The organism is Bradyrhizobium sp. USDA 4369 (assembly GCF_054056435.1).
In genome coordinates this window covers 5680924-5693037 of sequence record NZ_JBSRYH010000001.1, presented here as the reverse complement: position 1 = coordinate 5693037, position 12114 = coordinate 5680924, and the positions used below count along the sequence as shown (strand labels likewise).

Here is a 12114-nt window from a genome sequence, read left to right as displayed (position 1 = left end):
ACGCCCAAATCCAATGATGTTAGAAGCTCAGCCCGCTCTCGCGCGCCGCGTCGGCCAGAGCCTTGACGCGCCCGTGATAGAGATAGCCGCCGCGATCGAACACGACTTCCTTGATCCCCGCCTTCACCGCACGCTCGGCGAGCAGCTTGCCCACCGCCTTGGCCGCATCGATATCGGCGCCGGTGTTGCCAGACGAGCGCATCTCCTTCTCCATCGACGATGCAGAGGCGAGCGTCTCGCCCTTCTGATCGTCGATGACCTGAGCGTAGATGTGCTTCGACGAGCGGAACACCGACAGGCGCGGACGGCCGCCGGCGGAGCGGCGCAGCGACAGCCTCACGCGCTGCTTGCGCCGGGCATTCGTAACCTTGGCTCTCGACATGTCCGGCTCCGTTACTTCTTCTTGCCTTCCTTGCGGAAGATGAATTCACCCGCGTACTTCACACCCTTGCCCTTATAGGGCTCCGGCGGCCGGTAGGCGCGGATCTCGGCGGCCACCTGGCCGACGCGCTGCGGGTCAATGCCCGTGACGGTGATCTCGGTCGGCTTCGGCACGGCGATCGTGATGCCTTCCGGGATCTGGTAGACGACGTCGTGGCTGTAGCCGAGCGCGAGCTGCAGGTTCTTGCCCTGCATCGCGGCGCGGTAGCCGACGCCGGTGATCTCGAGCTTCTTCTCAAAGCCCTTGGTGACGCCTTCGACCAGATTCGCGATCTGGGCGCGCGCGGTGCCGTACAACGACCGGGCGCGCTTGGTCTCGCTGCGCGGGGCAACCTTGACCTGGCCGTTCTCGAACTTCACGTCCACGTCGTCATGGACGATAAACTGAAGCTGGCCCTTCGGCCCCTTCATCTTGACGGTCTGGCCGTCGACGGTTGCGGTCACACCGGACGGCACCGTCACAGGCTTCTTGCCAATACGTGACATGGCTCAATCCTTCTTAGAACACCGTGAAGAGAACTTCACCGCCGACATTCGCGTCACGCGCGCTATGGTCGGCCATGATTCCCTTCGGCGTCGACAAAACAGAAATTCCGAGCCCGTTGTTCACGCGCGGCAGATTCTTCACCGAGGTGTAGACGCGCCGGCCGGGCTTGGAGACGCGCTCGATCTCGCGGATCACGGGCTCGCCGTCGAAATATTTCAGCTCGATCTCGATCTCGCTGCGGCCGGACGGATGCTCCAGCGTGGCATAGCCACGAATATAGCCTTCCGACTTCAGCACCTCGAGCACGCTGGCGCGCATCTTCGAGCCGGGGGTCGTGACCTTCGACTTCGAGCGCATCTGCGCGTTGCGGATGCGGGTGATCAGATCGCTGATGGGATCGTGCGTTGACATGTTCGACCCTCCTTACCAGCTGGACTTCACGAGGCCCGGAACCAGGCCCTTGGATCCGAGCTCGCGCAGCGCGATGCGGCTCAGCTTGTTCTTGCGATAGTTCGACCGCGGACGGCCCGTCAGCTCGCACCGGTTGCGGATGCGGGTCGCCGACGAGTTGCGCGGCATTTCGGCCAGCTTCAGGGTCGCGGCGAAGCGCTCCTCCATCGGCTTGGTCTTGTCGGCGATGATCGCCTTCAACCGGGCGCGCTTCGGGGCGGCGTTCTTCGACATCCGCTTGCGCCGGTTGTTCTTCTCGATTGAACTCTTCTTTGCCATGCGTGGCTCCTGGGTATCCGCGTTTGAGAAGCTGATCAGCTGCTCACTGCCGGAACGGGAAATTGAATGCGGTCAGAAGGGCACGGGCCTCGTCGTCGGTCGCCGCGGTGGTGCACACCGTGATGTCCATGCCCCAGCTCTCCCCGGCCTTGTCGAAGTCGATCTCGGGGAAAATGATGTGCTCCTTGATGCCGAGCGAGTAGTTGCCGCGGCCGTCGAAGCTCTTCGGGTTCAGGCCGCGGAAGTCGCGGACGCGCGGCAGCGCGACGTTGATCAGGCGGTCGATGAACTCGTACATCTTGGCCTTGCGCAGCGTGACCTTGCAGCCGATCGGCTGGTTCTCGCGCAGCTTGAAGGTCGCGATGGCGACGCGCGAATAGGTCACGACCGCCTTCTGGCCGGCGATCAGCGACAGATCGGCCGCCGCCGTCTCCGCCTTCTTGCGGTCGTTGACGGCCTCGCCGATGCCCATGTTCAGCACGACCTTGTCGAGCCGCGGCACCTGCATGACATTGGCGTAGCCGAACTTCTCGGTCAGCGCGCTCTTGATCTTGCGATCATATTCCGTGCGGAGGCGCGGGGTGTAAGCGGTCTCAGCCATCGATCTCAACTCCCGAGCTCTTGGCAACGCGGACCTTCTTGCCGTCCGCCTGAACTTTGAATCCGATGCGCGTCGGCTTGCCGTCCTTGCCGACATAAGCGACGTTGGACAGGTGGATCGGCGCTTCCTTGGTGATGATGCCGCCCTCCTGGTTCTGCGTCTGCTTCTGGTGACGCTTGACCAGGTTGATGCCGCGCACCAGCGCGGTCCCGGCATCGGGACGCACCTCGAACACCTCGCCGGTGCGACCCTTGTCGCGACCGGTCAGGACGATCACCTTGTCGCCCTTGCGGATCTTGGCAGCCATCACAGCACCTCCGGGGCCAGCGAGATGATCTTCATGTGGTTCTTGGCGCGCAGCTCGCGCGGCACCGGCCCGAAGATACGGGTGCCGACCGGCTCCGACTGGTTGTTGATCAGAACGGCCGCGTTGCGGTCGAAGCGGATCACCGAGCCGTCGGCGCGGCGGATGTCCTTGCGGACGCGCACCACGACGGCCTTCATGACGTCGCCCTTCTTCACCTTGCCACGCGGAATGGCTTCCTTGATCGACACCACGATGATGTCGCCAACGGTGGCATAGCGGCGCTTCGAGCCGCCCAGCACCTTGATACACATGACACGGCGTGCGCCGGAATTATCGGCCACGTCGAGGTTGGTCTGCATCTGAATCATTGATGCACCTCGTCCTCTTCATCTGCTGCGCAGGAAAGCTGCGCCTTGTTTGATCCCGAAAGCGAAACCGGCCCCTTGGAAGGGCCTTGTTCCGCGCCTCAGGCGGTTTTCTTGTGCTCGCCCCGGACCACGGTCCAGCGCTTCAGCTTCGAGATCGGCTTGCTCTCCTCGATCCACACCATGTCGCCCGGCTTGAACTCGTTGCTCTCGTCGTGGGCATGGTAGTTCTTCGACCGGCGGATGGTCTTCTTGTAGATCGGGTGGGTGAAGCGCCGGTCGACGCGCACGACCACGGTCTTGGCCTGCTTGTCGCTGACGACAACGCCCTGGAGGGTCCGTTTCGGCATGTCGAGCCTCTTACTTCGTCTTGGCGCGCTGCTGCGCGGCGATGGTCTTGATACGGGCGATGTCGCGGCGCGCCTCACGCAGGCGGGCGGTGTTTTCCAGCTGCCCCGTGGCACGCTGGAAGCGCAGGTTGAAGCGCTCCTTCTTCAGATTGACGATCGCATCGTCCATCTGGTCGGGGCTCATCGCGCGAATGTCGGCAATCTTCATCTCGGCCATGACCATTACTCCGCAATGCGTTCGACGAAGCGCGTCTTGATCGGCAGCTTGGCCGCCGCCAGCAGCAGCGCCTCGCGCGCGATCTGGTTGTTCACGCCGTCGATCTCGAACATCACCCGGCCCGGCTTGACGCGGGCCACCCACAATTCCGGCGAACCCTTGCCGGAGCCCATGCGGACTTCGGCCGGCTTCTTCGACACCGGAAGGTCTGGGAACACGCGGATCCAGACGCGGCCGGCGCGCTTCATGTGACGGGTCAGGGCACGACGGGCAGCCTCGATCTGGCGTGCGGTGACGCGATCCGGCTCCATCGCCTTCAGCCCGAACTGGCCGAAGGCCAGCGTCGCGCCCGAGGACGCAACGCCGTGAATACGGCCCTTATGCGCCTTTCGGAACTTGGTCTTCTTTGGTTGCATCATGGCTTTGAGCCCTCAAACCTGTCTTGTCGCGGCTGATCGATCAGGCCGCGTCGCGGCGCGACCGCGGCTGCGAGCTCTCGCCGCCGCCTTCGTTCATCCGCTTGTCCTGTGCCATCGGATCGTGCTCGAGGATCTCGCCCTTGAAGATCCAGACCTTCACGCCGCAGGTGCCGAAGGTGGTGAACGCTGTGGCCACACCGTAGTCGATGTCGGCGCGCAGCGTGTGCAGCGGCACCCGGCCCTCACGGTACCATTCCATGCGGGCGATTTCCGCTCCGCCCAGACGACCCGAGCAGTTGATGCGGATGCCCTCGGCGCCCAGACGCATCGCCGACTGCACGGCGCGCTTCATGGCGCGGCGGAACGCGACGCGGCGCTCCAGCTGCTGCGCGATCGACTCGGCGACCAGCGTGGCATCGAGCTCCGGCTTGCGGATCTCGACGATGTTGATGACGACGTCCGACGAAGTGATGTCGGCGACGCGCTTGCGCAGCTTGTCGATGTCGGCGCCCTTCTTGCCGATCACGACACCCGGGCGCGCCGAGTGGATCGTGACGCGGCACTTCTTGTGCGGACGCTCGATCACAATGCGGGCGACCGCCGCCTGCTTGAGCTCCTTGTGCAGGATCTCGCGGATCTTGACGTCTTCATGCAGCAGTTTGCCGTATTCGGCCTTGCCGGCAAACCAGCGCGAATCCCAGGTCCGGTTGATGCCGAGACGCAGACCGATCGGATTGATCTTTTGACCCATCGTATTCTCCCAGCGCCTTAAGCGCTCGCCTCGACCTGACGAACAATGATCGTCAGCTGCGAAAACGGTTTGAAAACCCGGCCCGAACGGCCACGGCCGCGCGGCGAGAAACGCTTCATCACGATTCCCTTGCCGACGAAAGCCTGCGAGACGACGAGATCGTCGACCTCGAGCTCGTGGTTGTTCTCGGCATTGGCGATCGCCGATTCCAGGCACTTCTTGACGTCGACCGCAATCCGCTTGCGCGAGAACTGCAGGTCGGCGAGGGCTGCCGACGCCTTGCGGCCGCGGATCATCTGCGCCACCAGGTTCAGCTTCTGCGGGCTCACCCGAAGCATCCGGGCCACAGCCTTGGCCTCGTTGTCGGGGAGGCTCCGTTCGCGCTTTGGTTTGCTCATCGCTTAATCCTCAAGCCTTCTTGGCTTTCTTATCGCCCGAATGGCCGTGGAAGGTGCGGGTCGGCGAGAACTCGCCGAACTTGTGGCCAACCATTTCCTCGTTGACCGCGACCGGCACGTGCTTCTGGCCGTTGTAGACGCCGAACGTCAGGCCGACGAACTGCGGCAGGATGGTCGAGCGGCGGCTCCAGATCTTGATGACGTCGTGACGGCCGGACGCGCGCGCCGCATCTGCCTTCTTGAGCAGCGACGCCTCGACGAACGGGCCTTTCCAGACTGAACGAACCATGTCCGTCGTTCCTTACTTCTTCCGCTTGTGGCGGCTCAAGAGAATGAATTTGTCGGTCGACTTGTTGGTGCGGGTCTTCTTGCCCTTGGTGGGCTTGCCCCACGGAGTGACCGGGTGACGACCGCCCGAGGTACGGCCTTCGCCGCCGCCGTGCGGATGGTCGATCGGGTTCATCGCGACACCGCGGTTGTGCGGGCGACGGCCCATCCAACGCTTGCGGCCGGCCTTGCCGATCGACGTGTTCATGTGGTCCGGGTTCGACACCGCACCGATGGTGCCGCGGCAGCGGCCATGCACCAGGCGCTGCTCGCCCGAGTTCAAGCGGACGATCACGTAGTCCTGGTCGCGGCCGACGATCTGGGCATAGGTGCCGGCCGAACGGGCTAGCTGACCGCCCTTCCCGATCTTGACCTCGATATTGTGCACGATCGTACCGACCGGCATGTTGCCGAGCGGCATGACATTGCCCGGCTTCACGTCGACATAATTGCCGGCGACGATGGTGTCGCCGACCGCCAGGCGCTGCGGCGCCAGGATGTAGGCGAGCTCGCCGTCCTGATACTTGACCAGGGCGATGAAGGCGGTGCGGTTCGGATCATACTCCAGGCGCTCGACGGTCGCGGGAACGTCGACCTTGTCGCGCTTGAAGTCGACCATCCGGTACGACTGCTTGTGACCGCCGCCGAGGAAGCGAACCGTGATGCGGCCGGTATTGTTGCGACCGCCGCTCGACAGCTTGCCTTCGGTCAGCGCCTTGACCGGCTTGCCCTTGTACAGGGCCGAACGATCGACCATGACCAGCTGGCGCTGGCCCGGCGTCGTGGGGTTGAATGTCTTCAATGCCATGGCAGCTGAGCCTTACAGTCCGGTGGTGACGTCGATCCGGTGGCCCTCTTCGAGGGTCACGATCGCCCGCTTGCTGTCCGATTGCGAACCGAAATGGCCGCGGAACACCTTGGTCTTGCCCTTGCGGACGAGCGTGTTCACGCTCTTGACCTTGACGTCGAACAGCTTCTCGATCGCCTCTTTGATCTGCGGCTTGGTCGCCTTGGCGGCCACCTTGAACAGAACCTTGTTGTGCTCGGAGGCGAACGTCGCCTTCTCGGTCACGACCGGCGCGAGGATGATGTCGTAGTGGCGCGGATCGATGGTCTTCATTTGAAGCGCGCCTCCAGCGCATCGATCGCCGCCTTGGTCAGAACGAGCTTCTGGCGGCGGAGAATGTCATAGACGTTGATGCCCTGGATCGGCAGCACGTCGAGGTTCGGGATGTTCCGGGCCGCAGCGGCAAAGCCGTTGTGCAGCTCGGCGCCATCGATGATCAGCGCGTTGGTCAGGCCGAGACCCGAGAAATGGCCGATCAGCGCCTTGGTCTTCGCCGCCTCGAGGGTGGCGTTCTCCAGTACGACCAGATCACCGTCCTTGGCCTTGGCCGACAGAGCATGCTTCAGCGCCAGCGCGCGCACCTTCTTCGGCAGGTCGGTCGCATGCGAGCGCACGACCGGGCCGAAGGCACGGCCACCGCCGCGGAACTGCGGCACGCGGGCCGAGCCGTGACGGGCACCGCCGGTGCCCTTCTGCTTGTACATCTTCTTGCCGGTACGCCAGATCTCGGCGCGACCCTTGGCCTTGTGCGTGCCGGCCTGACGCTTGTTCAGCTGCCACTGAACACAGCGCTGGATGATGTCGACGCGCGGCTCGAGACCGAAGATGGCGTCGGACAGCTGGACCGAGCCGGCGTCCTTGCCCTCAAGCGTGGTGACTTTCAGTTCCATTTATGCGCCCTCCTGCACGGCCGGCGCTTCGGCAGCCTGCTCACCCGCGACCTTGAACTTGCCGGGCTTCGGCGCTTCCTTCGGCAGCGGCTTCTTCACGGCGTCGCGCACCGAGATCCAGCCACCCTTGGAGCCGGGCACCGCGCCTTCGACCAGGATCAGGCCACGCTCGACATCCGTCTGCACCACCCGCAGGTTCAGCGTGGTGACGCGATCGACGCCCATGTGACCGGGCATCTTCTTGTTCTTCCAGGTCTTGCCGGGGTCCTGACGGCCACCGGTCGAACCGATCGAACGGTGCGAGATCGACACACCGTGCGTGGCGCGCAGACCGCCGAAGTTCCAGCGCTTCATACCGCCGGCGAAGCCCTTACCGACCGTGGTGCCGGTGACGTCGACGAACTGGCCGACGACGAAATGGTCGGCCAGGATCTCGGCGCCGACCGGGATCAGCGAATCCTCGCTGACACGGAACTCGGCGACCTTGCGCTTCGGCTCGACCTTGGCGACCGCGAACTGGCCGCGCTCGGCCTTCGGCATGTAGACCGTCTTGCGGCTGCCGCTGCCGAGCTGCAGCGCGACATAGCCGTTCTTCTCGGTGGTGCGGTGACCGACCACCTGGCAATTGCCGAGCTTCAGCACGGTCACGGGGATATGTTCGCCGGTCTCCGTGAAGACCCGCGTCATCCCGACCTTTTGTGCGATCACTCCGGAGCGCATCGGCGTGCTTCCTGTTCTTCTCTATGTCCGCGATGAAGCGGACGTGAATCCAAAAAACTTAGAGCTTGATCTCGACGTCGACGCCGGCCGCCAGATCGAGCTTCATGAGAGCATCGACGGTCTGCGGGGTCGGATCGACGATGTCGAGCAGGCGCTTGTGGGTGCGCATCTCGAACTGCTCGCGGCTCTTCTTGTCGACGTGCGGCGAACGGTTCACGGTGAACTTCTCGATGCGGGTCGGCAGCGGAATGGGTCCGCGAACCTGCGCGCCCGTCCGTTTCGCCGTGTTGACGATCTCGCGCGTCGACGTATCGAGGATTCGATGGTCGAACGCCTTGAGACGGATGCGGATATTCTGGCCGTTCATTGCCGTATCTTTCTTTGAGTAGTGAGTGGCGAGTAGCGAACGGCGAATGGATATCTCCATTCGCCACCCGCCATTCCCTATTCGCTTTGTTACTCGATGATCGAGGCGACGACGCCGGCGCCGACGGTGCGGCCGCCTTCACGGATGGCGAAGCGCAGCTTCTCTTCCATCGCGATCGGCACGATCAGGTGCACTTCCATCGCGATGTTGTCGCCCGGCATCACCATCTCGGTGCCTTCCGGCAGGTGAACGACGCCAGTCACGTCGGTCGTGCGGAAGTAGAACTGCGGACGGTAGTTGGTGAAGAACGGCGTGTGACGGCCGCCTTCTTCCTTGGTGAGGATGTAGGCCTCAGCCTTGAACTTGGTGTGCGGCTTGACCGAACCCGGCTTGCAGAGCACCTGGCCGCGCTCGACGTCCTCGCGCTTGGTGCCGCGGAGCAGCGCACCGATGTTGTCGCCAGCCTGGCCCTGATCGAGCAGCTTGCGGAACATTTCGACGCCGGTGACGGTGGTCTTCTGGGTCGGGCGGATGCCGACGATCTCGATTTCCTCACCGACCTTGATGATGCCGCGCTCAACACGGCCGGTCACCACGGTGCCGCGGCCCGAGATCGAGAACACGTCTTCGACCGGCATCAGGAAGGGCTGGTCGATCGGACGCTCCGGCTGCGGAATGTATTCGTCGACATTGCGCATCAGCTCGAGGATGGCGTCGTGGCCGAGCTTCTTGTCCGAATCTTCCAGAGCGGCGAGCGCCGAGCCCTTGATGATCGGGATCTTGTCGCCCGGGAATTCGTACTTCGAGAGCAGCTCGCGGACTTCGAGCTCGACCAGCTCGAGCAGCTCCGGATCATCGACCATGTCGCACTTGTTGAGGAACACGACCAGCGCCGGAACGCCGACCTGGCGGGCGAGCAGGATGTGCTCGCGGGTCTGCGGCATCGGGCCGTCAGCAGCCGACACCACCAGGATCGCACCGTCCATCTGGGCAGCGCCGGTGATCATGTTCTTCACGTAGTCGGCGTGGCCGGGGCAGTCGACGTGCGCGTAGTGGCGGTTCTTGGTCTCGTACTCGACGTGGGCGGTCGAGATAGTGATGCCGCGAGCCTTCTCTTCCGGCGCCTTGTCGATCTGATCGTAGGCAGTGAACGTCGCACCGCCGGTCTCGGCCAGGATCTTGGTGATGGCAGCCGTCAGCGACGTCTTGCCATGGTCGACGTGACCGATGGTGCCGATGTTGCAGTGGGGCTTGTTACGTTCAAATTTAGCTTTGGCCATTTGACTCTCCGTTCAGTCGCTAAGCTGAGCTAACGACAATCAGGCAAACTTCTTCTGGACTTCGGCCGACACGTTGGCCGGCGCTTCAGCGTAGTGCGAGAACTGCATCGTGAAGGTTGCGCGGCCCTGGCTCATCGAGCGCAGGTTATTCACGTAACCGAACATATTCATGAGCGGCACCATCGCGTTGATGACGTTGGCATTGCCGCGCATGTCCTGGCCCTGGATCTGGCCACGACGCGAGTTCAGGTCGCCGATGACCGAGCCGGTGTAGTCTTCCGGCGTGACCACTTCGACCTTCATGATCGGCTCGAGCAGAACCGACTTGCCCTTCTGCAGCGCCTCGCGGAAGGCCGCGCGGGAAGCGATTTCGAAGGCCAATGCCGACGAGTCGACGTCGTGATACTTGCCGTCGACCAGCGCGACCTTGACGTCGACCACCGGGAAGCCGGCGACCACGCCAGCGCCGAGCACGCTCTCGATGCCCTTCTCGACGCCGGGGATGTATTCCTTCGGAACCGCACCACCGACGATCTTGGACTCGAACACGTAGCCACCGCCCGGCTCGTTCGGCTCGACCACGAGGCTCACGGCCGCGAACTGGCCGGTGCCGCCGGTCTGCTTCTTGTGGGTGTAGTCCACATTGGCCGGCTTGGTGATGCGCTCACGGAACGCCACCTGCGGCGCGCCGATATTCGCATCGACCTTGTAGGTGCGCTTCAGGATGTCGACCTTGATGTCGAGATGGAGCTCGCCCATGCCCTTGAGGATGGTCTGGCCCGACTCGTGATCGGTCGACACGCGGAAGGACGGATCCTCCGCGGCCAGCTTCGCCAGCGCGACGCCGAGCTTCTCCTGGTCGGCCTTCGACTTCGGCTCGATCGCGATCTCGATGACCGGCTCCGGGAACTCCATCTTTTCCAGGATCACCTGGTTGTTCGGATCGCACAGCGTATCACCGGTGCGGGCTTCCTTGAGGCCTGCGAGAGCGACGATGTCGCCGGCATAGGCTTCCTTGATGTCCTCGCGGTTGTTCGCATGCATCAAGAGCATGCGACCGATGCGCTCCTTCTTCTCGCGGGTCGAGTTCACGACGCCGGTACCCGAGGTCAGGATGCCCGAATAGATGCGGCAGAAGGTGATGGTGCCGACGAACGGGTCGTCCATGATCTTGAACGCCAGCAGCGCCAACGGCTCCTTGTCGTCCGCCTTTCGCACGACCTCGTTGCCGCGGTCATCGGTGCCCTTGATCGCGGGCACGTCGAGCGGCGACGGCAGATAGTCGACGACGGCGTCGAGCAAGGGCTGCACACCCTTGTTCTTGAAGGCCGAGCCGCACAGCACCGGATAGAACGCGCCGGTCAACACGGCCTTGCGGATCAGGCGCTTCAGGGTCGCCTCGTCCGGCTCCTTGCCGTCAAGAAAGGCGGCGAGAGCATCGTCGTCGAGCTCGACGGCAGCTTCGACCAGCTTCTCGCGATATTCGGCAGCCTGGTCGGCCAGATCAGCCGGAATCTCGGTGTAGTCGAACTTGGCGCCGAGGGACTCGTCGTTCCAGACGATCGCCTTCATCGTCACCAGGTCGATACAACCCTTGAAATTGTTCTCAGCGCCGATCGGCAGCTGGATCGCAACCGGCTTCGCACCCAGGCGGTCGACGATGTCGGCCAGGCATTTGAAGAAGTCGGCGCCAGTCTTGTCCATCTTGTTGGCGAAGACGATGCGCGGCACCTTGTACTTGTCGCCCTGGCGCCAGACGGTCTCGGTCTGCGGCTCGACGCCCTGGTTGGAGTCGAGAACGCACACGGCGCCGTCGAGCACGCGCAAGCTGCGCTCGACCTCGATGGTGAAGTCGACGTGACCGGGAGTGTCGATGATGTTCAGGCGCTTGCCGTTCCAGAACGCGGTGGTGGCAGCCGAGGTGATCGTGATGCCACGCTCCTGCTCCTGCTCCATCCAATCCATCGTCGCGGCACCTTCGTGCACTTCGCCGATCTTGTGGCTCTTGCCCGTGTAATACAGGATGCGCTCGGTCGTCGTCGTCTTACCGGCGTCGATATGCGCCATGATGCCGAAGTTGCGATAGTCTTCGATGGCGTGTTGGCGGGGCATGGGTGTGTTCCCTGATTTCCGTTCGGGTCGCCGTTACCAGCGATAGTGCGAGAAGGCGCGGTTGGCTTCCGCCATCCGGTGCACGTCTTCACGCTTCTTCACGGCGTTCCCGCGGTTGTTCGAGGCGTCGAGCAACTCGGCCGACAGTCGCTCGGTCATGGTCTTCTCGTTGCGGTCGCGCGCGGCCGAGATCAGCCAGCGGATGCCCAGCGCCTGACGGCGGGTCGAGCGGACTTCGACCGGCACCTGATAGGTCGCACCGCCGACGCGGCGCGAACGGACCTCGATGGTCGGCATGACGTTCTCGAGCGCCTGCTCGAACACCGTCAGCGGGCTCTGCTTGGTCTTGGCCTCGATGATGCCGAACGCGCCGTAGACGATACCTTCGGCGACCGACTTCTTGCCGGCGTACATCACCGAATTCATGAACTTGGTGACGATGATGTTCCCGAACTTCGGATCCGGAAGCACTTCACGCTTTTCGGCTGAATGGCGACGCGACATTT

21 protein-coding genes are annotated in these 12114 nt (G+C 63.4%); all 21 read right to left on the bottom strand.

Translation table 11 applies throughout. From position 1 onward, the window contains the following. Positions 1 to 19: 19 nt before the first annotated feature. Entirely contained in the window at positions 20 to 382 is a 363-nt protein-coding gene (gene rplR / locus ACVIJ6_RS25860) for a 50S ribosomal protein L18 (protein ID WP_012045035.1), read from the bottom strand. A gap of 11 nt (positions 383 to 393) precedes the next feature. Beyond that, complete coding sequence (gene rplF / locus ACVIJ6_RS25855; protein WP_250172990.1) at positions 394 to 927, bottom strand: 50S ribosomal protein L6; 534 nt, start codon at positions 925 to 927, stop codon at positions 394 to 396. A 13-nt stretch (positions 928 to 940) separates the two neighbouring features. Continuing rightward, positions 941 to 1339, bottom strand: coding sequence for a 30S ribosomal protein S8 (gene rpsH, locus ACVIJ6_RS25850; RefSeq protein ID WP_012045037.1), 399 nt, complete (start codon positions 1337 to 1339; stop codon positions 941 to 943). A gap of 12 nt (positions 1340 to 1351) precedes the next feature. Further along, on the bottom strand, positions 1352 to 1657 hold the full coding sequence (gene rpsN / locus ACVIJ6_RS25845) for a 30S ribosomal protein S14 (protein ID WP_015667609.1): 306 nt from the start codon (positions 1655 to 1657) through the stop codon (positions 1352 to 1354). A 43-nt stretch (positions 1658 to 1700) separates the two neighbouring features. Next, a complete protein-coding gene (gene rplE, locus ACVIJ6_RS25840; protein ID WP_012045039.1) occupies positions 1701 to 2258 on the bottom strand; it encodes a 50S ribosomal protein L5 in 558 nt (185 codons plus the stop codon). Then, complete coding sequence (rplX, locus tag ACVIJ6_RS25835) at positions 2251 to 2565, bottom strand: 50S ribosomal protein L24 (RefSeq protein ID WP_012045040.1); 315 nt, start codon at positions 2563 to 2565, stop codon at positions 2251 to 2253. The genes rplE and rplX overlap by 8 nt, the downstream gene beginning before the upstream one ends. After that, positions 2565 to 2933, bottom strand: a complete 369-nt coding sequence (gene rplN / locus ACVIJ6_RS25830; protein WP_006611848.1) for a 50S ribosomal protein L14 — start codon at positions 2931 to 2933, stop codon at positions 2565 to 2567. The genes rplX and rplN overlap by 1 nt, the downstream gene beginning before the upstream one ends. A gap of 98 nt (positions 2934 to 3031) precedes the next feature. After that, on the bottom strand, positions 3032 to 3280 hold the full coding sequence (rpsQ, locus tag ACVIJ6_RS25825) for a 30S ribosomal protein S17 (RefSeq protein ID WP_006611847.1): 249 nt from the start codon (positions 3278 to 3280) through the stop codon (positions 3032 to 3034). A gap of 10 nt (positions 3281 to 3290) precedes the next feature. Next, complete coding sequence (gene rpmC / locus ACVIJ6_RS25820; protein ID WP_006611846.1) at positions 3291 to 3497, bottom strand: 50S ribosomal protein L29; 207 nt, start codon at positions 3495 to 3497, stop codon at positions 3291 to 3293. A 5-nt stretch (positions 3498 to 3502) separates the two neighbouring features. After that, complete coding sequence (gene rplP, locus ACVIJ6_RS25815) at positions 3503 to 3916, bottom strand: 50S ribosomal protein L16 (protein ID WP_456775008.1); 414 nt, start codon at positions 3914 to 3916, stop codon at positions 3503 to 3505. Positions 3917 to 3956: 40 nt separating this feature from the next. After that, a complete protein-coding gene (gene rpsC, locus ACVIJ6_RS25810) occupies positions 3957 to 4667 on the bottom strand; it encodes a 30S ribosomal protein S3 (RefSeq protein ID WP_012045041.1) in 711 nt (236 codons plus the stop codon). 17 nt (positions 4668 to 4684) lie between these two features. Further along, positions 4685 to 5065, bottom strand: coding sequence for a 50S ribosomal protein L22 (gene rplV / locus ACVIJ6_RS25805; RefSeq protein WP_006611843.1), 381 nt, complete (start codon positions 5063 to 5065; stop codon positions 4685 to 4687). 10 nt (positions 5066 to 5075) lie between these two features. Then, entirely contained in the window at positions 5076 to 5354 is a 279-nt protein-coding gene (gene rpsS / locus ACVIJ6_RS25800) for a 30S ribosomal protein S19 (protein WP_008963465.1), read from the bottom strand. Positions 5355 to 5366: 12 nt separating this feature from the next. Further along, entirely contained in the window at positions 5367 to 6200 is an 834-nt protein-coding gene (gene rplB / locus ACVIJ6_RS25795) for a 50S ribosomal protein L2 (RefSeq protein ID WP_012045042.1), read from the bottom strand. 12 nt (positions 6201 to 6212) lie between these two features. Further along, the gene (locus ACVIJ6_RS25790) at positions 6213 to 6512 is read right to left on the bottom strand and encodes a 50S ribosomal protein L23 (RefSeq protein ID WP_012045043.1); all 300 of its coding nucleotides are present in this window, start codon (positions 6510 to 6512) and stop codon (positions 6213 to 6215) included. Beyond that, the gene (gene rplD, locus ACVIJ6_RS25785; RefSeq protein ID WP_012045044.1) at positions 6509 to 7129 is read right to left on the bottom strand and encodes a 50S ribosomal protein L4; all 621 of its coding nucleotides are present in this window, start codon (positions 7127 to 7129) and stop codon (positions 6509 to 6511) included. Before rplD ends, ACVIJ6_RS25790 begins: the two co-directional genes overlap by 4 nt. Then, complete coding sequence (rplC, locus tag ACVIJ6_RS25780) at positions 7130 to 7849, bottom strand: 50S ribosomal protein L3 (protein WP_012045045.1); 720 nt, start codon at positions 7847 to 7849, stop codon at positions 7130 to 7132. It abuts the gene before it with no gap. Positions 7850 to 7907: 58 nt separating this feature from the next. Then, positions 7908 to 8216 carry a 30S ribosomal protein S10 gene (rpsJ, locus tag ACVIJ6_RS25775; protein ID WP_002712302.1) on the bottom strand — a complete coding sequence of 103 codons (309 nt, stop codon included), beginning with the start codon at positions 8214 to 8216 and terminating at the stop codon, positions 7908 to 7910. Positions 8217 to 8305: 89 nt separating this feature from the next. Further along, entirely contained in the window at positions 8306 to 9496 is a 1191-nt protein-coding gene (gene tuf / locus ACVIJ6_RS25770) for an elongation factor Tu (protein WP_006611837.1), read from the bottom strand. Between the two features lie 39 nt (positions 9497 to 9535). Continuing rightward, positions 9536 to 11608, bottom strand: a complete 2073-nt coding sequence (gene fusA / locus ACVIJ6_RS25765) for an elongation factor G (RefSeq protein ID WP_456775007.1) — start codon at positions 11606 to 11608, stop codon at positions 9536 to 9538. Between the two features lie 33 nt (positions 11609 to 11641). Beyond that, entirely contained in the window at positions 11642 to 12112 is a 471-nt protein-coding gene (gene rpsG / locus ACVIJ6_RS25760; protein ID WP_006611835.1) for a 30S ribosomal protein S7, read from the bottom strand. Positions 12113 to 12114 lie beyond the last annotated feature (2 nt).

Bases quoted from the DNA above. Each gene is read 5' to 3' on its own strand.
- rplD (WP_012045044.1), bottom strand. From the start codon at position 7,129: ATGGAACTGAAAGTCACCACGCTTGAGGGCAAGGACGCCGGCTCGGTC.
- rplR (WP_012045035.1), bottom strand. From the start codon at position 382: ATGTCGAGAGCCAAGGTTACGAATGCCCGGCGCAAGCAGCGCGTGAGG.
- rpsQ (WP_006611847.1), bottom strand. From the start codon at position 3,280: ATGCCGAAACGGACCCTCCAGGGCGTTGTCGTCAGCGACAAGCAGGCC.
- rplN (WP_006611848.1), bottom strand. From the start codon at position 2,933: ATGATTCAGATGCAGACCAACCTCGACGTGGCCGATAATTCCGGCGCA.
- rpmC (WP_006611846.1), bottom strand. From the start codon at position 3,497: ATGGCCGAGATGAAGATTGCCGACATTCGCGCGATGAGCCCCGACCAG.
- rpsG (WP_006611835.1), bottom strand. From the start codon at position 12,112: ATGTCGCGTCGCCATTCAGCCGAAAAGCGTGAAGTGCTTCCGGATCCG.
- rpsC (WP_012045041.1), bottom strand. From the start codon at position 4,667: ATGGGTCAAAAGATCAATCCGATCGGTCTGCGTCTCGGCATCAACCGG.
- rplB (WP_012045042.1), bottom strand. From the start codon at position 6,200: ATGGCATTGAAGACATTCAACCCCACGACGCCGGGCCAGCGCCAGCTG.
- rplF (WP_250172990.1), bottom strand. From the start codon at position 927: ATGTCACGTATTGGCAAGAAGCCTGTGACGGTGCCGTCCGGTGTGACC.
- rplC (WP_012045045.1), bottom strand. From the start codon at position 7,849: ATGCGCTCCGGAGTGATCGCACAAAAGGTCGGGATGACGCGGGTCTTC.
- fusA (WP_456775007.1), bottom strand. From the start codon at position 11,608: ATGCCCCGCCAACACGCCATCGAAGACTATCGCAACTTCGGCATCATG.
- rplX (WP_012045040.1), bottom strand. From the start codon at position 2,565: ATGGCTGCCAAGATCCGCAAGGGCGACAAGGTGATCGTCCTGACCGGT.
- rpsN (WP_015667609.1), bottom strand. From the start codon at position 1,657: ATGGCAAAGAAGAGTTCAATCGAGAAGAACAACCGGCGCAAGCGGATG.
- ACVIJ6_RS25790 (WP_012045043.1), bottom strand. From the start codon at position 6,512: ATGAAGACCATCGATCCGCGCCACTACGACATCATCCTCGCGCCGGTC.
- rplE (WP_012045039.1), bottom strand. From the start codon at position 2,258: ATGGCTGAGACCGCTTACACCCCGCGCCTCCGCACGGAATATGATCGC.
- tuf (WP_006611837.1), bottom strand. From the start codon at position 9,496: ATGGCCAAAGCTAAATTTGAACGTAACAAGCCCCACTGCAACATCGGC.
- rplP (WP_456775008.1), bottom strand. From the start codon at position 3,916: ATGATGCAACCAAAGAAGACCAAGTTCCGAAAGGCGCATAAGGGCCGT.
- rpsJ (WP_002712302.1), bottom strand. From the start codon at position 8,216: ATGAACGGCCAGAATATCCGCATCCGTCTCAAGGCGTTCGACCATCGA.
- rplV (WP_006611843.1), bottom strand. From the start codon at position 5,065: ATGAGCAAACCAAAGCGCGAACGGAGCCTCCCCGACAACGAGGCCAAG.
- rpsS (WP_008963465.1), bottom strand. From the start codon at position 5,354: ATGGTTCGTTCAGTCTGGAAAGGCCCGTTCGTCGAGGCGTCGCTGCTC.
- rpsH (WP_012045037.1), bottom strand. From the start codon at position 1,339: ATGTCAACGCACGATCCCATCAGCGATCTGATCACCCGCATCCGCAAC.